Here is a 24076-nt window from a genome sequence, read left to right as displayed (position 1 = left end):
CATATATTTTAGCATATATACAAATACATAACGAGTAAGCGAGTTTAGTATTCACTACGCATTAGCTATTACTAATATTTAACTTATAAATGCTAAAGAAATATTAAGTTAAATGTTTCTTAAAAAATTTCCACTCATCTTATGTCTGTCAATGACAAGATGTATTTTGATTTTAATTAATAGCATAAGTCTTAACATTATATTTCTAAATAATCACTACAACAAAGGACACCACATTGTCTGTACCGACAATGTAGTGCCCTCAAATTTAATTATCATTAAATAGAACTTTGAATATCGAACCTTTGCCAGGTGCACTTTTCACGTCTATTCTACCATTATGTGCTTCAACAATATGTTTTGTTATAGACAGACCAAGTCCTGTACCACCTGAATCTCTACTTCTCGCTTTATCTACACGATAGAAACGTTCAAATATACGCTTTTGATCTGTTTCACTTATACCAATACCATAATCTTGAATCTCTAAATAAACTTTATTGTCATTTCTATATACTCTTACTATTACCTTATTATCTTCTGAAGAATAATTTATAGCATTTGATAGCAAATTAGTAATAACTTGCGCTATTTTATTTTCATGTGCCTCAATGATGACATCTTTTTCAATTTCAGATTGTATTTTGATTCTCTTATTGTATGCTTGTGTTTGCAAATTATCTATTATATTAATAGCTAATTCAGATAAATTCATGTAATTTATTTCAAGTTCTTTTTGCTGTTCTATATGTGATAAATCTAATAAGTCTGTAACCAATGACTCTATTCTATTAGATTCTTTTAAAATAATATTTAAAAACATATCAAGCGATTGTTCATCATTTTTAGCACCTTCAATCAGAGTTTCTGCAAAACCTTTGATTGAAGTAATCGGTGTTTTTAGTTCATGTGACACATTTGCAACAAATTCCCTTCTAAGGTTTTCTAATTTCTGCAAATTAGTAATGTCATGAAGCACAACCACCATACCTTGTAAATTTTTTTTAGATTTAGTTAAAATGGGGATACAAGATACATCGAAATATTTAGTATGTACGTTATTAATAGCAACTTCTAATTGTTCATAGATAACTTTTTCAGTTCTAAAACTTTCAATAATTAATTTTTCAATACTATCATCTATGAAACCAATGTAACTTTTATTTTCTACCATTTGATCAGGGTTAAACACCTGATAATAAGCATGATTAGCAACTACAATTTCTCCATGTTTATCAATCATCAGTACTGAACTCGGTATATTTTCTAAGGTAGTTTTTAATCTATTGGATTGAATTTTTTGACTATTGTTTAATTTTTGCAATCGTCGTGCTAAGTCATTTGTAGTCACAAATAATGCCCTAGTTTCCTTCACATTACTTTCTGGAACACGAACATGGTAATATCCATCTGCTAGAAGTGATGTAGCATAAGTTACTTCATTGATAGGTCTAATATATGTTCGATTGATACTTCTACTTGCTAAATAGACCGTAAATAATACAATGACTCCAACAATAGACAAGTATTTCCATAAATCCTTTTGTAAATCAATAATTTCATTATTAATTCCACTTATGTATATTGTTTTATCATCTATTGTATTCTTATAGGTGTAACGCATACCGAGTTTTGTGTTTTTATTGATTAATTTCGAAGGATTAGCTTCATTATCAATTCTATGGTCAATATCTTTAATATTTCCACTTGAGTAAATAATTTTATCTTTATCTTTTTCTTTTATTAATATGATATTTTTTTCATTATGAGCTATATTAGTGATTTCTTTCTCTTTATTATTATTAAAGAGATTAACATAATTACGGGCTTCACTATCTAAGCTTTTAATTTGATTACTAGTTAATGTTTGATAAATTGTGTTGTGAATGATAGCGCCTAAACCAATAAAACTAATGATTGTAATAGTACTAATTAATAGTAATAAACGCAAATGGAACTTCAACATTAAGCTTTAGGTCTCTCCAGTTTATAACCTAAACCACGTACAGTCTTTATCAATTTAGGTTGCTTAGGATTTTCTTCCAATTTATCTCTTAAGTGGCTTATATGTACATCAACAATTCGAGAATCTCCAGCGAATTCATAATTCCACACTGAATTCAACATATGTTCTCGAGTAATAACTCTTCCTTGTCTTTCAATTAAATATAATAACAATTCAAATTCTTTTGGCGTCAATTCTAATAATTCATCTTCTTTATAGACTTCAAAGAATTCAGGTCGAATTCTAATTGAACCAATGATAATATCTTCATCATCAACATCTTCCTTCTCAATTTCATTTACAAATTGAGAACGTCTTAATATTGCTTTAACTCTGGCAACTACCTCTCTAGGTGAAAATGGTTTTGTCATATAGTCATCAGCACCTAGTTCAAGCCCTAAAACTCGATCAAATTCATCGTCCTTTGCTGTCAACATTAAAATCGGTACTAAATTTTTATCAGACCTGATTGTTTTACATACTTCTATACCATCTTTTTTTGGCAACATAACGTCTAATACAATTAGTTCCGGTTGTTCTGTTTCAACTTTTTTCAATGCCTCTTCACCATCATAAGCGACTTCGACTATATACCCTGCTGTTTCTAAATTATATTTTAGTAAGGTCACGATGGATTGCTCATCATCAACCACTAATATTTTTTGTGACATAGTGTGCCTCCTAATCTTTTTATACATTTATATTATAACTGATATTCAAATAGAAATAATATAGCTACACATCAAATTTACATAATCTTAATAAAAGTTATAAATTTACCCTTAACAATTATACGAAATAGTAACTTCAACATATATTTTCTTAAAGGAAACTTTAATAAAAGAAATATGAAATTTAAGCAGAGTGAATGTTCAAGATAAGATAGAAATAGGTTTATTTTAAATTTATTGTTAATAAAAAAACCTGAGACACTAATATTTTATGTCTCAGGTTCTTTGAAATTTTTATAAAAAGTTATTAAAAAATTATCTAATATTCTTAATTAGTTCATCAGCAAAATCAGATGTTGAAACTTCTTTTGCACCATCCATAAGACGCGCAAAATCATATGTTACGATTTTTGAAGCAATTGTTGCTTCAATAGAGTCAGTGATTTTATCTGCGGCTTCTTGCCAACCTAAATGTTCAAGCATTAAAACTGAACTTAAAATTTCTGATGACGGATTAACCTTATTTAAACCAGCATATTTAGGTGCAGTACCATGTGTTGCTTCAAAAATAGCATGTCCAGTTTCATAGTTAATGTTAGCACCAGGCGCAATACCAATGCCTCCAACTTGAGCTGCAAGAGCATCAGAGATATAGTCACCATTTAAATTCATAGTTGCCACAACATCATGTTCAGCTGGACGAGTTAATATTTGTTGTAAGAAGATATCAGCAATAGAGTCTTTAATAATAATTTTACCTTCTTGTTCAGCTTTACTTTGTGCTTCATTCGCAGCATCTTTACCCTTTTGTTCAACAATTTCATCATATTGTTGCCATGTAAACACTTTATCACCAAATTCATTATGAGCTAAATCATAGCCCCACTGCTTAAATGAACCTTCAGTAAATTTCATAATATTACCTTTATGAACTAAAGTTACTGATTTACGATTATTATCAAGTGCATATTGAATAGCTGCTCTTACTAGACGTTCTGTACCTTCTTTAGATACTGGCTTTATACCAATACCAGAAGTTTCAGGGAAACGAATATTAGTTGCTCCCATTTCATTTTGTAAGAAATCTATAACTTTTTTTACTTCTGATGTACCTTGTTTAAATTCTATCCCTGCATATATATCTTCGGTATTTTCACGGAAAATAACCATATCAACATCTTCAGGTCGCTTAACTGGTGAAGGAACGCCTTTGAACCAACGTACCGGACGTAAACAAGTGAATAAATCTAACTCTTGTCTCAGTGCTACGTTTAATGAACGAATTCCACCACCAATTGGAGTTGTTAAAGGACCTTTAACAGCAATTAAATATTCTTTGATTGTTTCTAACGTTTCTTGCGGCAACCATTCTCCAGTTTCATCATAAGCTTTTTGACCTGCTAAGACTTCTTTCCATTCTATACGTTTTTCTCCATTATACGCTTTTTCAACAGCAGCATCGATTACTCGGCTAGCTGCTTTCCAAATATCTGGTCCAATACCATCACCAATAATAAACGGAATAATAGGTTCATTAGGTACATTTAAACCATCTTTACTCTGTGTTATTTTTTCTGCAGACATACAATTAACCTCCATATTTTAAAGTTATAATACTAATTTATTTTATGGTCTTTCTTCAATAGGCACATATTTACGATTTTGTTCACCTATATATTTAGCTCTTGGTCGCATAATTCTATTGTCTCGATATTGCTCTAAAATATGAGCAATCCAGCCAGAAGTACGACTTACTGCAAATATTGGTGTGAATAAGTCATGTGGAATATTCATACTATGATAGACTGTAGCACTAAAGAAATCGACATTAGGAATAAGTCCTTTTTCTTCTTTCATTCTCTTCTCAATGGCTAATGACATTTCAAACAGTTCACTTTGCCCTGTTTCTTCAGTGATTTTACGGCTCATTTCTCTTAAATATTTAGCTCTTGGATCACCATCTTTATAAACACGATGACCAAAGCCCATAATTTTATCTTTATTTGCAAATCTTTCATCTAAATAGTGATCTACATTATCAATGCTTCCTATTTCTTTAAGCATTGACATCACTCGTTCATTTGCACCACCATGTAATGGTCCTTTTAATGAACCAATAGCTGCAACAACACCTGAATACATATCTGATAATGAAGATACTGCGCAACGTGCCGTAAATGCAGATGCGTTAAGTTCATGATCAGCATGTAAAATTAATGCCTTATTAAATGCTTCAACTTCAACTTCTGTTGGTAGTTCTCCCCTTAACATATATAAGAAATTTGCTGCATAACTAAGTTCAGAATTAGGTTTGACAGGTTCTTTACCGTCTCTAACTCTAGCGAAAGCCGTTACTAAAGAAGCGATTTTAGCTTGAATACGAATAGCTCTATCATATTTATTCTCATCAGATTCATTTTCCGCTTCTGGATCAAAATGAGCTACATATGATACTGATGTACGTAGAGCAGTCATTGGATGTACATGATCCGTCACATACTCCTCAAAGTGCTTGTATACTCTATTATTAAGAGTCATATAATCAAATAATTTTTCTTTTAATTCACTTAACTCATTTTCATTAGGAAGTCTATAATTCCATAGTAAAAAAATTATTTCTTCAAATTGCGCGTTTTCTGCGAGATCGTCAATATCATAGCCCGCATATGTTAACTGACTGTCAATTATCGAGCTAATTTTAGTTTCAGCTGCAATAACCCCTTCTAAACCTCTTTTTAATTCTGCCATGATAAATTTCCCCTTTACTGTTTCTTTATGAAATGGCTTTCAATAAATATTATAGCTAAATTCAAACAATTTGTGAAACATTAAAAACATTCTCATATCAGTACGAGAAAAATGTCTAGTCGCTACTTATAATATTTTCCTTCTAAAACCCTTAACAACTCTGGTTTTACAATACTTATCTCGTCTAAGAAATCACAATTCTTTATGTCTTTTCGTTTAGTTATCAAGAATGATTAATAAATATTAATAATGATTATGGTGAATTTTCACACTTTTTTTCGAAAAGAATTGTATAAATTGCATTATAAGTGCATAATATATATATCTTATAGTAAGGGAGTTGTCTTATGGCTGAGAATTTACAAAGAGAATTGAGCAATAGACATGTTCAATTAATTGCCATCGGAGGTGCTATAGGAACTGGTCTGTTCCTAGGTGCCGGACAAACTATCGCAATGACTGGTCCCTCAATATTACTTACTTATATTATTATAGGGTTCATGTTATTTATGTTCATGCGTGGATTGGGAGAAATTATTATTCAAAATACGAATTTCAAATCTTTTGCTGACGTGACCAACACATATATAGGACCGTTCGCAGGATTTGTAACGGGTTGGACTTACTGGCTATGTTGGATTATTACTGGTATGGCTGAAGTGACTGCAGTTGCCAAATATATAAGTTTTTGGTTCCCAGACATACCTAATTGGATTAGTGCTTTATTCTGTGTACTTATTCTAATGTCTTTCAATTTATTAAGTGCAAAGTTGTTTGGTGAGCTTGAATTCTGGTTCGCAATCATTAAAATAGTTACAATCATTGCTTTAATCGTTATAGGTGTAATCATGATTTTATTCGCATTCAAGACACCATTTGGTAACACAAGTTTAACTCATTTGTATCAACATGGAATTTTTCCAAAAGGAGCTTCTGGATTCTTTATGTCATTCCAAATGGCATTGTTCTCATTTGTTGGTATTGAAATGATTGGTGTTACTGCAGGAGAGACAAAAGATCCAGAAAAAACTATACCTAAAGCTATCAATAGTGTACCTATTAGAATTTTAATCTTTTATGTTGGTGCATTAGCAGTCATCATGTCCATTATTCCATGGGATAAAGTAGATCCAGATAATAGTCCATTCGTTAGATTGTTTGCATTAATTGGTATACCGTTTGCAGCAGGAATAATTAATTTCGTTGTTTTAACAGCTGCTGCCTCTTCATGTAACAGCGGTATTTTCTCAAACAGCAGAATGCTTTATGGACTTTCAAACCAAAATCAAGCACCACCAACATTTGCTAGTACTAATAAACATGGTGTGCCACATAAAGCAATCATTGCATCATCAGCTTTATTGTTAATTGCAGCACTACTGAATTACATATTCCCTGATGCAACACTTGTATTTACTTATGTTACTACGATTTCTACAGTATTATTTGTTGTGGTTTGGGCATTAATTATTATTGCTTATATTAACTATAGTCGTAAAAATCCAGAACTTCATAAGAAAGCGACATATAAACTACCAGGCGGTCAATACATGGGATACCTTATACTTATTTTCTTTGTTTTTGTATTTGCCTTGTTATTTATAAATGTTGATACAAGAAGAGCGATTTACTGCACGCCTATTTGGTTTATTTTATTAGGTTTAATGTACTTAAGATACAAAAAAGCTGATAAAGAATCACGATAAAATTTACATCGACACTTAGTAATTTCTCATTACTAGTGTCGATTTTTTAATTCATCTGAGTGATATACTTTCCTTACTTTCTACTGATTAACGTCATCTAGAAGCCTCTAACCTTATCATGTCAATTTCTACAATCATTATCTTTCAATCAATCATTCTTTTATTACTTTTATTATTCAAATAAAGATGACATTTGGTGTTCTACTTTAAAATCAATAATTAGTGTTATAAAAGGTTGATTTAATCATTTTTAATTTCAATAATCAACTCCCCTAAATAATAAGAGCCTGGAACATAAATCAATGTTCCAGGCTCTCTTATGAATAGCTTTAAAGCTTTGTGATTATCAAATCTTCTTTTTTAATTTATCATTTGTTAAATTAAAGGACGTTAGCATAACCTTCAAACACTTTACCTTGTGACGCATCTAAAGTCACTAACATATCATTTTTAATTTCTTTGGTTGCTTGTTCTACACCAACAACAGTAGGTATGCCTTTTTCTAAACCTATAATTGCGCTTGGTGAAGTAATACCATTTTCTTCTGTAATTAGACCTATAGCTTTTTCAACATATGGTACTAATGTTTCATCAACAGAATTTGTAATAATAACTTTATCAGATAAATCTTTACCTTCTAAATCACTAGCACTATCTGCGACAATTGCATGGCCTACAACAGATCCTCTACCAACACCTTGACCTTTAGCAATCTCATCACCTACTAAGTGGATTTTCATCATATTTGTAGTTCCTTTTTCTCCAGTAGGTACACCAGCAGTAATAATAATTAAATCTCCGTTTGAAACTCTACCAGTTTCTACTGCTGTTGCTACAGCATTATTTAGTAAAGCATCAGTTGTTTTACGTCCTTCTTTAACGACCGGATTTACTCCCCATACAATTGCACATTGTCTAGCAGTTTTTTCGCTAGGTGTTACAGCAATGATATCTGAATGTGGACGATATTTAGAAATCGTACGTGCTGTTGAACCACTTTCAGTTGCTGCTACAATAGCTTTTACATTTAAGTTTAAGGCAGTATGTGCAACAGAAACACCAATTGCATTTACTAATGAAGTTTCAACTAATTTAGTACGATCACTTAATAATTTTTTATAGTCTTGCGCTGCTTCAGCAGAAACTGCAATATTACGCATAGTTTTAACAGCTTCTTCAGGATATTGACCTGCTGCAGTTTCACCTGATAACATTACCGCGTCAGTACCATCGTATATTGCATTAGCTACGTCACTTGCTTCTGCACGTGTCGCACGTGGATTACGTTGCATAGAATCAAGCATTTGAGTCGCAGTAATTACAGGTTTTCCTAATTTATTACATTTTCTAATTAAATCTTTTTGAACCATTGGTACGCTTTCTGGCGGAATTTCAACACCCATATCACCACGTGCTACCATTAATCCATCAGATACTTCAAGAATTTCTTCAATATTATCGATACCTTCTTGGTTTTCAATTTTAGGGAAAATTGTTATTTCTGCTTTTTCTTCTTCAAGAATTTGACGGATATCTAAAACATCACTTGGACGTCTTACAAAACTTGCAGCTATAAAGTCTACATTTTCCTTTATACCAAATCTGATATCATCGGCATCTTTATCAGTGATACCAGGTAAATTAACTTTAACACCAGGTAAGTTAACACCTTTTTTATTTTTTAATTCACCAGTATTTAAGATATCACATTTAACTTCGCCTTTATCTTTGTTAATTTCTTTGACTTGAAGTTCAACTAAACCATCATCTAATAGTATATATGATCCAATATTGACATCATTGATTAGATTTTCATATGTTACAGAGAATTTTTCAGGTGTTCCTTCAACTTCATTCATGCTTACAATGACTTCTTTGCCTTTTTCTAAAACAATAAGTCCATCTTTCATATTGTGAGTACGAATTTCTGGCCCTTTAGTATCCAATAACAAGCCAATTGTTTTATTTAAACGTTTAGCAACTTTACGAATTGTATCAATTCTTGCTTTATGTTCTTCATGACTACCATGTGAGAAATTTAAACGCGCAACGTTCATTCCTGCATTCATTAGTTTTTCGAGCATTTCCTCTGATTCTGAAGCTGGTCCTATTGTACATACAATTTTAGTCTTTCTCATTTTTATAATCCTCCCAAATAAATTTAAATTGATAATTCTTTTGCTAATTCATACATTTGACTATTAAATTTGCGATCACTTTCAGCAAAAATTTCATCAAACGGCGTAGAAGTTAATTGATTATTTCTAATGCCAACACCTTTAGCTGTCTCGCCTTGTTTTAATAGTTCAACAGCATATCCACCAAGTCGAGAAGCTAATACTCGATCAGCACCAGATGGGCTACCGCCACGTTGAATGTGACCTAACACTGATACTCGTGTATCAATGTTAATATACTTCGTTAACTCATCTGCACATTCTTGGCCGCTCATACAACCTTCTGCAACCATAACGATAGAATGTTTTTTTCCTCTTTTAATACCCTGTTCAATCTTTTCAGCTACATCCTTAATATCTGTATTGACTTCTGGTAAAACAATCGTTTCAGCACCTACAGATAATCCAGCCCATAAAGCTAAATCTCCACAATCACGCCCCATAACTTCAACAATAAACGTTCTTGCGTGACTTGATGCCGTATCTCTAATCTTATCGACTGATTCAATAATAGTGTTTAATGCAGTATCAAAACCAATTGTAAAATCTGTACCATTAATATCATTATCAATTGTACCAGGAATACCAATTGTTTGAATTTCTTTACATTCCTCACTAATTCGTTGTGCCCCTCTATAGCTGCCATCTCCTCCAATAACAACTAAACCTTCGATACCACGTTTACGTAAATTCTCAATAGCTTTCTTACGTACATCCTCTTCTTTGAACTGAGGGCACCTTGCGGAAAAAAGGAAAGTTCCTCCTCGTTGAATTGTATCCCCTACTGAACCCAATTCAAGCTTATGAATATCATCATCAAGTAAACCTTGGTAACCTTGATAAACACCATAAACTTCAATATTATTGTAAATTGCTGTCCGAGTCACTGCACGAACAGCAGCGTTCATACCCGGAGAATCTCCTCCGCTAGTTAAAACTGCAATCTTCTTCATGACGACATACCTTTCCTTAACTAGATTTATCTTCAACTCTAAATTACCATAAATTTTTTTAACGTTCCATTAAAAGAAAGACAATTCATAGATGTAAACGTTTTAAAAATGTAATTTTTATTACAACATAAAAAAAAGAGCTAAAAGCCTAACAATTAGACTAATAGCTATACAAAATTACTCCACAACTGAACCAATTTTTCTAAATTTTTCAAAACGATCATTTGCTAATTCTTCAGGTGTGAGTTGCTTTAATTCATTTAAATGTTTAAGGAACATTTTCTTAATTGATAAAGCTTGTACTTCTTCATCTTTTTGTGCACCACCAAGTGGCTCATTAATCACTTCATCTATAATACCTAAATCTAGTAAATCAAGCGCAGTGATTTTCATAGTTTCAGCGGCAATTTGAGCTAAGTTACTATCTTTCCATAAAAGTGCAGCTGCTCCTTCAGGTGAAATAACTGAATAAGTACTATTTTCAAGCATCAGAACACGATTTGAGATTCCAATTCCTAAAGCGCCGCCACTTCCGCCTTCACCAATAACAACAGCAATAACTGGTACCGTTAATGAAGCCATTTCCATCAAATTTTTTGCAATTGATTCACTTTGACCTCTTTCTTCAGCTGCTTTACCCGGATAAGCACCTTTAGTATCTATAAAAGTAAATATTGGACGATTAAATTTCTCTGCTTGTTTCATTAAACGCAAAGCTTTTCTATACCCTTCTGGGTGAGCCATACCAAAATTACGATAAATATTATCTTTCGTGTCTTTACCACGTTGTTGGCCTATAACTGTTACTGACTTACCATCTAAGTAACCAATTCCACCAATCATTGCTGGATCATCCCTAAAACTTCTATCGCCATGTAACTCAATAAATGAATCAAAAATATAGGGAATATAATCTAATGTGGTTGGTCTTTCTGGTAAACGAGCGATTTGAACACGATCCCAAGGTTTTAGATTAGTGTACACTTTTGTAGTTTCTCTTTTTAATGATGCTTCCAGCATATCTATTTCATCTTGAAGATCAACTTCGTTTTTTTCTTGGGATTCTTTTAAAGAATCAATTTTATTTCTAATTTCAAAAAGTGGTTTTTCAAAATCTAACATTAGTTACTCACCTCTTGATGGATTTTTAAAATATTTGATAAAGTCTCACGCATATCTTTTCGATGAATGACTTTATCAAGTTGACCATGCTCTAATAAAAACTCAGCAGTTTGGAAATCATCAGGTAACTTTTCATTAATTGTTTGTTCTATAACACGTCTACCAGCAAATCCGATTAGTGCTTTAGGTTCACTTAAATTAATATCTCCAACCGAAGCAAAACTTGCAGAAACCCCTCCAGTAGTGGGATTAGTTATGTAAGAAATATATAATAGTCCTGCATCAGAATGTCTTTTTAAAGAAACACTTGTTTTCCCCATTTGCATTAAAGAAATAATTCCCTCTTGCATTCTAGCTCCACCACTCGCAGAAAACAGAATAAATGGCAAACGATGTTCTGTACAATAATCAATAATTCTACATATTTTTTCACCAACTACAGAGCCCATGCTTCCCATTCTAAAACGAGCATCCATAACTGCGACACCATATTGTATTCCGTCTAATTTCGCAGTACCAGACACTAACGCTTCATTAAGTCCAGTCTTCTGCTGATCTTTTTCAATTTTTTCTTCATACCCAGGAAAGTCTAATGGGTTAGCAGATGTCATACCTCTATCAAATTCTATAAATGATCCTTCGTCTGAAATTGCTTCTATTCTTTTATATGCGGTTAAAGCTATATGATGATCACAATTAAAGCATACATTTAAATTTTCATTCAATTCTTTTGTATACATTATTTTTTTGCATTTAGGACATTTTGTCATTATACCAGCAGGTACATCATTTTGTTTAGAATCTTGAACTGTTAAATATTTCTTTTTCTTACTTCGATTAAAAAAATCTTTAAACATTGGTAAACCTCCAAATATCCTCTGTTACTTCATTTAAAAAGACTTTATATATTTTGTATAAATCATAATAGTACTAACAATATAGCTATTCGTTTAATCTATTTTAAGTCAGTAAGTTTCATAGTTTTATCAAATATTTCTTGTGTATCAATTTTAATTCTTGCTACACCGGATTCCATAGCAGCTTTAGCTACATTTTTGGCTACTGATGGAGCTACTCTTTTATCAAACGGTCCTGGTATACAGTAATCAGGATGTAACTCATTTTCGTCTATTAAATGAACGATAGCTTCTACAGCTGCCTTTTTCATATCTTCGTTAATATGAGTGGCTTCAACATCCAATGCACCTCTAAAAAGACCTGGAAATGCTAATACATTATTAATTTGGTTTGGAAAATCAGATCGACCTGTACCCACAACCTTTGCACCTGCCTGTTTGGCTTCATTGGGATTGATTTCAGGATTAGGATTAGCCATAGCAAAAATAATTGGATCATCAGCCATTGTCTTCACCATATCTTGAGTTAATATATCCGCTACAGATACACCTAGAAAAACATCTGCATCTTTAATCACTTCTTCAAGTGAACCTTCAACTTTATCTTTATTCGTCCACTTAGCTACATATGTTTTTGTATCATTCATACCAAAATTTCTGCCAGAATAAATAGCACCTTTTGAATCGCACATAATCATATTATTCACACCATAAGCATGAAGTAACTTCACTATAGCGATACCTGCTGCACCTGAACCATTTAATACAACTTTTATATTCGTTAACTCTTTATCTACAATTTTTAAAGCGTTGATTAACCCAGCCATAGTAACAATAGCTGTACCATGTTGATCGTCGTGGAAAATAGGTATATTGGTCTCTTTCTTTAAGGTTTCTTCAATTTCAAAACAGCGGGGAGCTGATATATCTTCAAGATTAATTCCACCATAGTTTGGTGCAATAAGTTTTACTGTTTTTATGATTTCTTGAGTGTCAGTTGTATCTAGAGCTATTGGCACACCATTAATACCCGCAAAACTTTTGAACAGTGCTGCCTTTCCTTCCATTACTGGAATACTTGCTTCTGCTCCAATATTCCCTAAACCGAGAACAGCTGTTCCATCCGTTACAACAGCAACTGTATTTCCTTTAATAGTGTACTCATATACTTTTCTTGAATCTTCATGGATTTCTTTACAAGGTTCTGCAACGCCAGGTGAGTATGCTAGGCTTAATTGTTGCTTATTTGTCACTTTAACATTTGGTGTAATTTCTAGTTTACCTTGGTTCTCTCTATGCATTTCTAAAGCGTCATCTCTTAAAGACATTTAATCAACCCCTATTTTATTTTGTGAGAAGTCATTGAACTATATATATTCAATACATAAGTCAATCCATGAAAAGAAAACTGAATCATTTTAAATATACACGATTTACTAGTAAATATGTAGAACAATAGTACAATCATTGAAAGTAAATTAATTTTTAGATGTTGCAATTCAAATTATTTCTTCTGCTGATAAAACAGATTTAGTGTGTTAAATCAGAACAAAAAATAATTATAAAAGAAAAACTGATGATTAAGAAATAATCATCAGTTAACTATATCATAATTTAAAAATCGTTAAAAGTTAAATAAATCTAATATCAGCTGGCGAATAAGTTTGTATTAATAGATCAAAATTTTGACGTTGACGTTCAATTTGTCCCAACATTGTCATCTTATTTGCACTTTCGTCAAAACCATAAATATTTAATGCATGTTGTTCATTAGATTCTACTTTTGAATGTTCAAATTGTGGTTCTAGATGTGTTACATTACGTAAAATAACTTTTTTCGAATTAGACAATTTTGTTTGCTCATACGCTTCAACTTCAAAAAGTTGATTGATGATAAGTTGCATTTGTTGGTTACGCTTTTCAAATTTACCTAATACGATATACATCTGTTCCTTTGAAATAGAAGTTTCGAATTTTTTAAACTTATCTGGGAAAATCACTCCATCCATCATCGTTCTTCCATCATTCATCGTTACAAATGCCATATTTTGACCATTCTTCGTTCTTATTTGTTTGATATGGTCAAATTGAACAAGTATAGGTTGGTAGTGACTTCCATTAGACAATTGAAATATGCCTAAATATTGTTTCTTTTCAAATTTCTTTTCAACTGGATGTTTACTAATATAGAATCCTAGGTATTCTTTTTCATAATCACTTAATAATTGATCAGGTAGTTCCTCTTTTTCTTCATACGATTGTTTAGGAGTTAAAAGATCGAAAAGCATTTCATCTTGCTCAACATCAGAATTCAAATCTAATACTTGATCAATTGCTTGTAATAATGTCGCTCTAGTTTTGCCAAAAGTGTCGAATGCGCCTACTAAGATAAGAGACTCAAGTAATTTTCTATTTTTCACCCTTTTTGGTATACGTCTTGAAAAATCAAAGAAATCTCTATAAGGTCCATTCTGCTGACGTTCATCAATAATTAATTTAACGCTTTGATATCCAATTCCTTTAATTGTACCTAAAGACAGATATATTCCTTTATTACTTGCCTTATAATACCAATGACTTTGATTAATATTGGGAGGCAAGATGCTAATTCTTTGATGCTTAGCTTCGTCAATCATAGCTGCAGTCTTTTTTTCACTTCCTATTACATTACTCAAGATATTTGCATAAAAATAATGAGGATAGTGCACTTTTAAATAGCTCATAATGTATGCAATTTTTGAGTAACTAACAGCATGGGCACGTGGGAACCCATAATCTGCAAACTTAAGTATTAAATCAAAAATTTGCTTACTTATCTGTTCACCGTAACCGTTATTTTTTGCACCATCAATGAAATGTTGACGCTCACTTTCTAAGATTGCACGATTCTTTTTACTCATTGCCCTTCTTAAAATATCTGCTTCACCATAACTAAAACCAGCAACTTGACTTGCTATTAGCATTATTTGTTCTTGATAAATGATAACACCATATGTGTTTTTTAAGATTGGTTCTAAATCTGGATGTAAATAAGTAACTTGGTTAGGATTATGTCTACGGGTTATATAAGTTGGTATTTCTTCCATTGGTCCTGGTCTATATAATGATGTGACAGCTACGATATCTTCAAAATGTTCGGGTTGCAATCTTTTTAATACGCTTCTAACACCGTCTGATTCCAATTGAAATATACCTGTAGTGTCACCGTTTGATAATAAATCAAAAACTTTTTTATCATCATAAGGTATAGCTTCTATATCAATATTTATATTTAAATCCTTTTTAACTTGTAAAATAATTTGATGAATAATTGATAGATTGCGTAATCCCAAGAAATCAATTTTTAATAATCCTATACGTTCCGCTTCTGTCATAGTCCACTGCGTTAATAATCCTGTATCACCAGTTGTTAATGGGGCAAATTTGAATAATGGTTGATCATTGATAATGATACCTGCAGCATGCGTAGACGTATGTCTTGGTAATCCCTCTAACTTTTTACTCACTTCAAACCAACGTTCATTTCTATGATTACGATGAACAAATGCTTTAAACTCTGGCTTTTGGTATGCTTCTTCAAGAGTTATACCTAATTTATGTGGAATAAGTTTTGAAATCTCATTTAAACTCGTTTCATCAAATCCCATTATTCTTCCTACATCTCTAGCAACAGCACGAGCTAACAGATGCCCAAATGTCACAATACCTGATACATGATGTTCACCATATTTATCTTGTACATACTTAATTACTTTTTCACGTCTCGTGTCTTCAAAATCAATATCAATATCTGGCATAGTTACGCGTTCAGGATTAAGAAATCTTTCAAATAAAAGATTATATTTTAACGGGTCTATAGTAGTAATACCTAATAAATAACTTACTAATGACCCTGCTGATGAACCACGACCTGGCCCAACCATCACTTCATGTGTTTTAGCAAAATGAATCAAATCACTTACAATAAGAAAATAATCCTCGAAACCCATATCAGTAATAATTTTATATTCATGTTTCAACCGATTGAAATAAGTTTTATCATTAAGTTCCCATTCTCGTAACCTATGTATAAGTATCGTCCAAAGATAATCTTTCGAAGTTTCACCATTAGGTGTCACAAATTGTGGCAACAGGGATTGATGGTATGCAATTTCTGCTTGGCATAATTCTTCAATTTCATTCGCGTTAGTAATCATATCTTCACTAAGATTTAGTGTTTGAAGTTCTTCTATACTAGGAAAATGTTCATCAAGTGTTTCTTTCTCATGTATTAAATCTAACTTAGTATTATCTCTTATGGCATGTAACGCTGGAATGGTTTCAGCATCATCTTCATTTAAGTATCTTGCAGATTGCATCCATACACGTTTGCCAGTCAATGTATTATTACTATTGTGATTTAAATATAATTCTTTCTTACCTTCAAAAGCATCAATAATTTGCTTATGAGACAACTCAGCCTCTTTAAATATGATAATTAAATGTTCTTCGTATCTTTTTAGCCATTCAATTGGCACTTCTTCTTTATTTCTCATCATTATAGCAGAAGAAATTTGATATAATGACTTGAGTCCTTGATTATTTTTTGCTAAAACAACCGTTTCAATAATATAGAGACCATCCGTTAAATATATAGTCATACCAAAGATTGGATGTATGTGAGCTGCAATACAAGCATCATAAAACTTTGGATAACCGTACAATACATTTGTATCGGTTATTGCAAGCGCACGATATCCTTCTTTTTTAGCTTTATCTATTAATGCATCAATTCTTAAACTAGAATCTAACAGGTCAAAAGAAGTATGAATATTTAAATGTGCTACCATGGTCTCTTACCTCCTTTTAAAAATTATAACTTGTCGTTTAAAGCTTCGGCGAGTTGCTCGAATTGCTCCCAACTATTTACTGAAACTCCAGATGCATTTGGATGTCCACCACCACCAAATGTATTAGCGACATCATTAATAATAATATGACCTTTAGAACGCAACCGACATCTAATTTGATCTCCTTCATCAACGCCAAACATCCATATTTTTAATCCTCGAATATCTGCGATTGTATTTACAAATAAAGACGCTTCATTAGGTTGTATTTGAAATTTTTCAAGTATGTCTTTAGTTATTTTAACTTTGCAAAATCCTTTATCATTTAAATCAAAATTTTGCAATATATATCCTTGAAATGGTAATAGTTTTGGATCCTTTTCAGACATTTTGTTTAATTCTTGGTTGTGATCAAAAGGATATGTAAGTAATTTTCCAGCAATTTGCATTGTTCGTGGCGTTGTATTATTAAATAAAAAACGTCCAGTATCACCGACGATGCCAAGATATAATACTCTAGCAACTTGTTCATCAATGATATGTTCATCGTTGAAATGTAAAATGAATTCGTAAATTATTTCACTAGTGGAAGAAGCTTTGGTATTAACATAGTTAATATCTCCATACTGATCAGTAGCAGGATGATGATCAATTTTTAAAAGTTTGGTACCTGTATCATAACGTTGGTCATCTATTCTTGGCGCATTTGCCGTATCACATACAACTACAGTCGCTTTCTTGTACATATCATCGTCAATTTCGTCCATCAAACCTATGAATTTCAAAGAATCTTCATTAGCTCCTACTGCATAAATTTGTTTGTTTGGAAACTTCTTTTGTAAGTAATATTTCAAACCTAATTGCGAACCATATGCGTCTGGATCGGGTCTTAGATGTCTGTGAATAATAATTAATTCACTTTGTTCTAATGCTTCCATTATTTCATTCATTTTTACTTCCATATTAATTACTCCCTTTAAACTTCTAAATATTATTTAAAATCCATCAAACATTTGACAAATTACTAATGCATTAGCAACTTTTTCACCATTATTAATCATAGTAACTTCTAATTTAGCAAAATATCGGCCAACATCTAACATTTCATAATGTACTTCAATAGTAGATTCAATTGGTACAGTCTTAATATAGATAATACTCATACTTTCTATCATGACATTACCTTTTTTATACTTTCTCATTTCGTGCCGAATCGTTTCCTCAATAATTCCAACAAATACTGCTTTACTTAGTGTACCGTAATGATTTGTAATGAGTGGAGATACGTCGACATTTATTCCTTGTTGATGTATTGAAATATGTTTGGCAATTTGATCATTGACTGTTTCACCAATTTGAGGTTGTCTACCTAATAATTGCATTGATTTTAAAACATCCTGTCTGTTAATCACACCGACAGCTTTTTTATTATTATCAGTTACTGGTAATAATTCAATCCCTTCCCAAATTAATAAATGGGCACAACTAGCAACCGTATTTGTTAATTTAACACTCAATGGATTTTTAGTCATAACTTTACCTAATAGGTCTTCTTCGTTCATATTAATGATTTCTCTACTAGTTACTATACCTACTAATTTAAATTCTTCGTTTACTATAGGAAACCTTGTATGGCCGGTTTCATTCGCTATTTTTTTGTAATCATGTATTGTCATTGAATCAAATAACACTGATAGTTCATTGATTGGTTTAACTATATCCTCAACCACAAGTATTTCTTTGCGTATTTTTTGATTAAACATTGCTTTATTGATGATATTAGCAACTAAGAATGTATCATAACTTGAAGAAATAATTGGTAATTCATGCTCATCTGCATAACGTATAATTTCAGCACTTGGACGAAAACCACCTGTGATGAGTATTGAAGTTTCACGTTTTAAAGCTTCAATCTGTACATTTTCTCTATTTCCAACAATTAATAATGTGTGTTTGCCTATATATTTCAGAATATCATCAAATTGCATTGCTCCTATCGCAAATTTTGAAACTGATTTATTAAGTCCAGCTCTACCGGCAAGTATTTGGCCCTCGACAATATTTGCAATTTCATTAAACGTTAAGTTATCTAAATTTTCCCTACTTCGTTTCTCGATTCTAACAGTACCAACTCTGTCAATAGTTGCTACAATTCCAAGTTGACTCGCATCTTTAATTGCTCTATACGCAGTACCTTCAGACACATTAAGATCTTTAGCAATCTTTCGTACAGAGATTTTAGAGCCAATTGATAAAGATTCGATATGTTTAATTATTTGTTCATTCTTTGTCATCCCGTTACCTCTTATTTCTTTATAACAGTCTTTTTATCATTATAACTTTTAATGTACAAAAAATCATTGTTCAATCATTGTAAAATACTAAATATTAATCAATATAAATTACCGTTAAAGTTTATATTCAAAATATTTAAATATTAATGGAAATTACACTAAAACTTTACTAAAATAAAGTTGAGGAGGGATGATTTATGTATAAACATATTCTACTTGGGGTAGACACTCAAATTAAAAATGAGAAAGCTCTTAAAGAGGTGTCTCGTTTAGCTGGTGAAGGAACTATCGTCACAGTTTTAAATGCCATTAATGAGCAAGATGCTCAAGCGTCAATCAGAGCTGGCGTACATTTAGATAAGCTAACCGAAAAGCGTTCTAAAGGTTTAGAAAGTACACTTAAAACTCTAGAAGACTACGGCATTGATTATGATGAAGTTATTGTAAGAGGCAATGCTAAGGATGAGCTATTAAAATTTGCAAATAGTGGTAAATATGAAATTATTGTTCTAAGTAACCGAAAAGCTGAAGACAATAAGAAATTTGTTTTAGGTAGCGTAAGTCATAAAGTAGCTAAACGTGCTACTATTCCTGTTTTAATTGTTAAATAAACGACATACTAGTAACCTAAAATACCAAAACTATAATAAATGAGCTAGAATTTGTAATGAATTCTTGTTCCTAATTAAATACCTGGCATTTGTATTAAAAAGCTTGATATAATTTCAATTTTTTATTCAGCAATCGACTTGCCACAACATTAGGAAGCCTGAGACATTAAGTGTGTCTCAGGCTCTTATTTATATTTCATAAATTCAAAATAACAACTTACTACTGTTAAATTTTAATTATCGTTGTACTTTTAGAAAATGACTTAAAAATCAAAAGCTATTTGTCATTTAGACAAACAATTAAAATTCCACTGATTCACCCGGTTTAAGAATTTGTACTTCCCCTACCTGAACTGCATCCTTAAATTGCTCTGGATCTTGTTCAATTAACGGGAATGTATTGTAATGAATAGGAACACTGATTGTAGGCTTAATAAATTCATTAATAGCGTAACTAGCATCTTCTATTCCCATAGTAAAGTTATCTCCAATAGGAACAAAACATACATCAACTGGGTGTCTATCTGCTATCAGTTTCATATCACTAAATAATCCTGTATCCCCAGTATGATAGATAGTCTTGCCTTCAGCTTCGACAATAATTCCCATAGGCATACCTAAATATACAGGCACACCATTGTCATGTGTAAAGCTAGAACTATGGAATGCTTGAACAAATTTGACTGTTCCAAAATCAAATTTAGCCTTCCCACCAATGTTCATGCCATGAACATTTTCGACTCCGTGATAAGTAGATAAATATCCTTGTAATTCTGCCGAACCAATCACAGTTGCATGATTACGATTAGCCAATTCAACTACATCACCAAAATGGTCAGCGTGACCATGTGTTAAGATAATGTAATCTACCTCTAACGTTTGTTCATCTAGGTCACATTTATCGTTGCCAGAGATAAATGGATCAACTATAACTTTCTTGCTGTTACCTTCAAAATAAATTGTTGATTGACCATGAAATGAAAGTTTCATAAGAGTTACCCTCCTAAAAGTAATATCTTTTAATAGTATACCCTACCAGTCACATTTATAACACTAGTGAGCTATTTAGCTTGTTAAGTTCAATCAATAACTCTTACTTTTTGAAAACTATATCTTATTAGCATAGAATTAATATATCATCACATGATGGAGGTTCATTATATGACTAAAATAAAAGAAATCAAAAAAGTTTTACAACAAGAAGATGCTGATGCAGCATGGATTACGACACCCTTAAACATCTTTTACTTTACTGGGTATCGAAGTGAGCCACATGAAAGACTCTTCGCTTTGCTTATTCCATCAAATGAAGAGCCTGTTTTATTTTGTCCAAAAATGGAAGTTGAAGAAGTAAAACAATCACCGTTTAAAGGTAAAATCATCGGTTATTTAGATACTGAAAACCCATTCGACAAATACTCTAAAACTTTCTCTAAAATGCTCATTGAAAGTGAACATCTTACAGTTAAACGTCAAAGAGAACTAACAAAAGCCTTTAATATAGAACACTATCAAGATGTTGATCAATCAATCAAGGACTTACGCAATATCAAATCAGAAGATGAAATTATCAATATAAAAAAAGCAGCTGCGTTAGCTGATAAATGTATTGAAATTGGTAAATCCTTTCTTAAAGAAGGTGTTGAAGAAAGAGAAGTTGTCAACCATATCGAAAACGAAATAAAAAAATATGGTGTTAATGAAATGAGTTTCGACACGATGGTACTCTTCGGTGACCATGCTGCTTCACCACATGGAACACCCGGTGACAGAAAATTACAGCAAAATGAGTTTGTACTATTTGATTTAGGTGTTGTATACCATCATTATTGCAGTGATATGACACGCACAATTCATTTTGGCACACCTAATAAGGAAGCACAAAATATATATAACATTGTTTTAAAAGCAGAAACAGAAGCAATTAAATCTATTAAACCAGGAGTTACCATCAAAGATATTGATAAAATTGCTAGAGATATCATCGAAGAAGCAGGTTATGGTGATTACTTCCCACATAGACTAGGTCATGGATTAGGTCTTGAAGAACACGAATATCAAGATATATCAAGTGTAAATAATAATCAACTTGAAGCAGGCATGGTGATTACTATAGAGCCTGGCATATATGTCCCTCATGTGGCTGGTGTTAGAATTGAAGATGATATTTTAGTAACTGAAAATGGTTATGAAATATTAACTCAATACGAAAAATAACAAAACAACAAAAAACCCCAAGCTCCATTCACATGAATGAAGTCTTGGGGTAAATTTCACGCATTATTTCAATGCATCTTCAATTGAAGTGTATTCAAAATTAAATGTATCAGCTACATTCTTATTAGTCACATGTCCATTAAATGTATTCAGACCTAGAGATAATGGATGATTTACTTTAAATGCTTCACGATAACCTTTATTAGCCAATAATTGCGCATAAGGTAATGTTGCATTGTTCAATCCAATTGTAGATGTACGTGGAACGGCACCTGGCATATTAGCTACAGCATAATGCACGACACCATGTTTAGTGTAAGTCGGATTATCATGAGTAGTAATCTTATCAGTTGTTTCAAAAATTCCACCTTGATCTATCGCAATATCTACAATCACTGATCCATCTTTCATTTCTTTTATCATATCTTCAGTCACTAAGTTTGGAGCTTTAGCACCTGGAATAAGGACTGCTCCAATCACTAAATCGCTTTCTTTCACATACATTTCTATATTTAATGGATTAGACATAATTGTTCTTACTCTGCCATCAAATAAGTCCTCTAATTCTTCTAAACGTTTAGGATTAACATCTAGTATTGTCACTTCAGCTCCCAATCCTAAAGCTATCTTAGCTGCATTTGTACCTGCTTGACCACCACCAATGATAGTGACTTTGCCTTTAGGTACTCCAGGTATGCCACCTAGTAAGATACCCATACCTCCATTAAATCTTTGTAAAAATTCAGCTCCCACTTGTGTAGACATTCTACCAGCCACTTCACTCATTGGTGTTAATAACGGTAAAGAACCGTCTGGTAATTGTACAGTTTCATAGGCAATAGATATAACCTTGTTGTCCACAAGTGCCTGAGTTAATTTCTGTTCATTCGCAAGGTGTAAATAAGTAAATAAGATTAACTCTTCTTTAAAGAATTTGTATTCCGATTCAAGTGGTTCTTTAACTTTGATGACCATATCAACATCCCAAGCTTTTGACTGCTCATCAACAATTTTGGCACCGGCTTCTTGATAATCACCATCTTCAAAGTAAGATCCTAGACCAGCATTTGTTTCTACTAAAACTTCATGTCCTTGGTCTACAAGTGCATGTACACCACTTGGGGATAACCCCACTCGATTCTCATTATTCTTTATTTCTTTAGGAATCCCAATTTTCATATTATCTACCTCCAACCTTATCGTAACGTGTCCTTATTAAAACGGCAAACAATAACATATAATGACATAATTTTGTAATTATTATTAATTAAATATTCTGTTTATTATGTTAAAATAGAATTAAGAAAGATAAAGGGGGCAATAATGATGATTTCTTATAAAAACATATTAATCGCAGTCGATGGATCTCACGAAGCAGAATGGGCTTTTAACAAAGCTGTCGGTGTTGCTAAACGTAACGATGCTCAATTAACTATTGTGAATGTAATTGACTCACGTACGTATTCTTCTTATGAAGTATACGATGCTCAATTCACAGAAAAATCAAAGCATTTCTCCGAAGAATTACTTAAAGGTTATAAAGAAGTAGCCACAAATGCAGGTGTAAAAAATGTGGACACACGTTTAGAATTCGGCTCACCTAAAGCAATTATACCTAAAAAATTAGCGCGTGATGTTGGTGCTGATTTGATTATGAGTGGTACATCAGGTTTAAATGCGGTAGAACGTTTTATTGTTGGCTCTGTATCAGAAGCGATTGTTCGACATGCACCTTGTGACGTATTAGTTGTGCGTACAGAAGAAATGCCTGAAGATTTCCAACCTCAAGTAGCAACACCTCAATTACGTGAAAAATATCAAGATTAGTCACTGTTATAGATGAAATTAAAATGAGGCTGGGACATAATTCCTAGCAAAATAGCCAG

Annotated in this window: 18 protein-coding genes; 4 read left to right on the top strand and 14 right to left on the bottom strand. The window is 32.2% G+C overall.

The window, feature by feature from the left end:
• Positions 1-268: 268 nt before the first annotated feature.
• The 4 genes from pnpS to HMPREF2576_RS10860 form a co-directional block, all read right to left on the bottom strand.
• The gene (gene pnpS / locus HMPREF2576_RS10875) at positions 269-1966 is read right to left on the bottom strand and encodes a two-component system histidine kinase PnpS (protein ID WP_001830867.1); all 1698 of its coding nucleotides are present in this window, start codon (positions 1964-1966) and stop codon (positions 269-271) included.
• Positions 1966-2676 (bottom strand): response regulator transcription factor, encoded by a 711-nt coding sequence (locus HMPREF2576_RS10870; protein ID WP_001830897.1) that lies wholly within the window; start codon positions 2674-2676, stop codon positions 1966-1968. Before HMPREF2576_RS10870 ends, pnpS begins: the two co-directional genes overlap by 1 nt.
• Before the next feature lie 315 nt (positions 2677-2991).
• Complete coding sequence (gene icd, locus HMPREF2576_RS10865; RefSeq protein ID WP_001830826.1) at positions 2992-4260, bottom strand: NADP-dependent isocitrate dehydrogenase; 1269 nt, start codon at positions 4258-4260, stop codon at positions 2992-2994.
• A gap of 42 nt (positions 4261-4302) precedes the next feature.
• A complete protein-coding gene (locus HMPREF2576_RS10860) occupies positions 4303-5424 on the bottom strand; it encodes a citrate synthase (RefSeq protein ID WP_001830889.1) in 1122 nt (373 codons plus the stop codon).
• A gap of 347 nt (positions 5425-5771) precedes the next feature.
• On the opposite strand from HMPREF2576_RS10860, the gene HMPREF2576_RS10855 reads away from it, so the two are divergent.
• Positions 5772-7130, top strand: coding sequence for an amino acid permease (locus tag HMPREF2576_RS10855; RefSeq protein WP_001830761.1), 1359 nt, complete (start codon positions 5772-5774; stop codon positions 7128-7130).
• 380 nt (positions 7131-7510) lie between these two features.
• On the opposite strand, the gene pyk is transcribed toward HMPREF2576_RS10855, so the two are convergent.
• The 8 genes from pyk to HMPREF2576_RS10815 form a co-directional block, all read right to left on the bottom strand.
• A complete protein-coding gene (gene pyk / locus HMPREF2576_RS10850; RefSeq protein ID WP_001830831.1) occupies positions 7511-9268 on the bottom strand; it encodes a pyruvate kinase in 1758 nt (585 codons plus the stop codon).
• 23 nt (positions 9269-9291) lie between these two features.
• Complete coding sequence (gene pfkA / locus HMPREF2576_RS10845; protein WP_002440192.1) at positions 9292-10260, bottom strand: 6-phosphofructokinase; 969 nt, start codon at positions 10258-10260, stop codon at positions 9292-9294.
• A 177-nt stretch (positions 10261-10437) separates the two neighbouring features.
• Positions 10438-11382: an acetyl-CoA carboxylase carboxyltransferase subunit alpha gene (locus tag HMPREF2576_RS10840; RefSeq protein WP_001832707.1), complete on the bottom strand. Its 945-nt coding sequence runs from the start codon at positions 11380-11382 to the stop codon at positions 10438-10440.
• Entirely contained in the window at positions 11382-12239 is an 858-nt protein-coding gene (accD, locus tag HMPREF2576_RS10835) for an acetyl-CoA carboxylase, carboxyltransferase subunit beta (RefSeq protein WP_001832673.1), read from the bottom strand. Before accD ends, HMPREF2576_RS10840 begins: the two co-directional genes overlap by 1 nt.
• Positions 12240-12337: 98 nt before the next feature.
• Positions 12338-13567: an NADP-dependent malic enzyme gene (locus HMPREF2576_RS10830; RefSeq protein ID WP_001830893.1), complete on the bottom strand. Its 1230-nt coding sequence runs from the start codon at positions 13565-13567 to the stop codon at positions 12338-12340.
• Positions 13568-13870: 303 nt separating this feature from the next.
• Positions 13871-17068 (bottom strand): DNA polymerase III subunit alpha, encoded by a 3198-nt coding sequence (locus tag HMPREF2576_RS10825; RefSeq protein ID WP_002487902.1) that lies wholly within the window; start codon positions 17066-17068, stop codon positions 13871-13873.
• A gap of 23 nt (positions 17069-17091) precedes the next feature.
• The gene (locus HMPREF2576_RS10820; protein ID WP_002456462.1) at positions 17092-18030 is read right to left on the bottom strand and encodes a DHH family phosphoesterase; all 939 of its coding nucleotides are present in this window, start codon (positions 18028-18030) and stop codon (positions 17092-17094) included.
• 33 nt (positions 18031-18063) lie between these two features.
• Complete coding sequence (locus tag HMPREF2576_RS10815; RefSeq protein ID WP_001830890.1) at positions 18064-19362, bottom strand: DRTGG domain-containing protein; 1299 nt, start codon at positions 19360-19362, stop codon at positions 18064-18066.
• A gap of 197 nt (positions 19363-19559) precedes the next feature.
• On the opposite strand from HMPREF2576_RS10815, the gene HMPREF2576_RS10810 reads away from it, so the two are divergent.
• A complete protein-coding gene (locus HMPREF2576_RS10810) occupies positions 19560-19973 on the top strand; it encodes a universal stress protein (protein ID WP_001830808.1) in 414 nt (137 codons plus the stop codon).
• A gap of 300 nt (positions 19974-20273) precedes the next feature.
• On the opposite strand, the gene HMPREF2576_RS10805 is transcribed toward HMPREF2576_RS10810, so the two are convergent.
• Positions 20274-20963 (bottom strand): metal-dependent hydrolase, encoded by a 690-nt coding sequence (locus tag HMPREF2576_RS10805; protein ID WP_070856255.1) that lies wholly within the window; start codon positions 20961-20963, stop codon positions 20274-20276.
• Positions 20964-21134: 171 nt separating this feature from the next.
• On the opposite strand from HMPREF2576_RS10805, the gene HMPREF2576_RS10800 reads away from it, so the two are divergent.
• Positions 21135-22190, top strand: a complete 1056-nt coding sequence (locus HMPREF2576_RS10800; RefSeq protein WP_001830888.1) for a M24 family metallopeptidase — start codon at positions 21135-21137, stop codon at positions 22188-22190.
• A gap of 63 nt (positions 22191-22253) precedes the next feature.
• On the opposite strand, the gene ald is transcribed toward HMPREF2576_RS10800, so the two are convergent.
• On the bottom strand, positions 22254-23369 hold the full coding sequence (gene ald, locus HMPREF2576_RS10795) for an alanine dehydrogenase (RefSeq protein WP_001830775.1): 1116 nt from the start codon (positions 23367-23369) through the stop codon (positions 22254-22256).
• A 147-nt stretch (positions 23370-23516) separates the two neighbouring features.
• On the opposite strand from ald, the gene HMPREF2576_RS10790 reads away from it, so the two are divergent.
• Positions 23517-24017, top strand: coding sequence for a universal stress protein (locus HMPREF2576_RS10790; RefSeq protein ID WP_002494483.1), 501 nt, complete (start codon positions 23517-23519; stop codon positions 24015-24017).
• Positions 24018-24076: the final 59 nt, after the last annotated feature.

Source organism: Staphylococcus sp. HMSC063F05 (assembly GCF_001837075.1).
GTDB classification, from domain to species: Bacteria; Bacillota; Bacilli; order Staphylococcales; family Staphylococcaceae; genus Staphylococcus; species Staphylococcus epidermidis.
This window is presented reverse-complemented; position numbering and strand designations above follow the sequence as displayed.

Bases quoted from the DNA above. Each gene is read 5' to 3' on its own strand.
- pnpS (WP_001830867.1), bottom strand. From the start codon at position 1,966: ATGTTGAAGTTCCATTTGCGTTTATTACTATTAATTAGTACTATTACA.
- HMPREF2576_RS10870 (WP_001830897.1), bottom strand. From the start codon at position 2,676: ATGTCACAAAAAATATTAGTGGTTGATGATGAGCAATCCATCGTGACC.
- icd (WP_001830826.1), bottom strand. From the start codon at position 4,260: ATGTCTGCAGAAAAAATAACACAGAGTAAAGATGGTTTAAATGTACCT.
- HMPREF2576_RS10860 (WP_001830889.1), bottom strand. From the start codon at position 5,424: ATGGCAGAATTAAAAAGAGGTTTAGAAGGGGTTATTGCAGCTGAAACT.
- HMPREF2576_RS10855 (WP_001830761.1), top strand. From the start codon at position 5,772: ATGGCTGAGAATTTACAAAGAGAATTGAGCAATAGACATGTTCAATTA.
- pyk (WP_001830831.1), bottom strand. From the start codon at position 9,268: ATGAGAAAGACTAAAATTGTATGTACAATAGGACCAGCTTCAGAATCA.
- pfkA (WP_002440192.1), bottom strand. From the start codon at position 10,260: ATGAAGAAGATTGCAGTTTTAACTAGCGGAGGAGATTCTCCGGGTATG.
- HMPREF2576_RS10840 (WP_001832707.1), bottom strand. From the start codon at position 11,382: ATGTTAGATTTTGAAAAACCACTTTTTGAAATTAGAAATAAAATTGAT.
- accD (WP_001832673.1), bottom strand. From the start codon at position 12,239: ATGTTTAAAGATTTTTTTAATCGAAGTAAGAAAAAGAAATATTTAACA.
- HMPREF2576_RS10830 (WP_001830893.1), bottom strand. From the start codon at position 13,567: ATGTCTTTAAGAGATGACGCTTTAGAAATGCATAGAGAGAACCAAGGT.
- HMPREF2576_RS10825 (WP_002487902.1), bottom strand. From the start codon at position 17,068: ATGGTAGCACATTTAAATATTCATACTTCTTTTGACCTGTTAGATTCT.
- HMPREF2576_RS10820 (WP_002456462.1), bottom strand. From the start codon at position 18,030: ATGGAAGTAAAAATGAATGAAATAATGGAAGCATTAGAACAAAGTGAA.
- HMPREF2576_RS10815 (WP_001830890.1), bottom strand. From the start codon at position 19,362: ATGACAAAGAATGAACAAATAATTAAACATATCGAATCTTTATCAATT.
- HMPREF2576_RS10810 (WP_001830808.1), top strand. From the start codon at position 19,560: ATGTATAAACATATTCTACTTGGGGTAGACACTCAAATTAAAAATGAG.
- HMPREF2576_RS10805 (WP_070856255.1), bottom strand. From the start codon at position 20,963: ATGAAACTTTCATTTCATGGTCAATCAACAATTTATTTTGAAGGTAAC.
- HMPREF2576_RS10800 (WP_001830888.1), top strand. From the start codon at position 21,135: ATGACTAAAATAAAAGAAATCAAAAAAGTTTTACAACAAGAAGATGCT.
- ald (WP_001830775.1), bottom strand. From the start codon at position 23,369: ATGAAAATTGGGATTCCTAAAGAAATAAAGAATAATGAGAATCGAGTG.
- HMPREF2576_RS10790 (WP_002494483.1), top strand. From the start codon at position 23,517: ATGATTTCTTATAAAAACATATTAATCGCAGTCGATGGATCTCACGAA.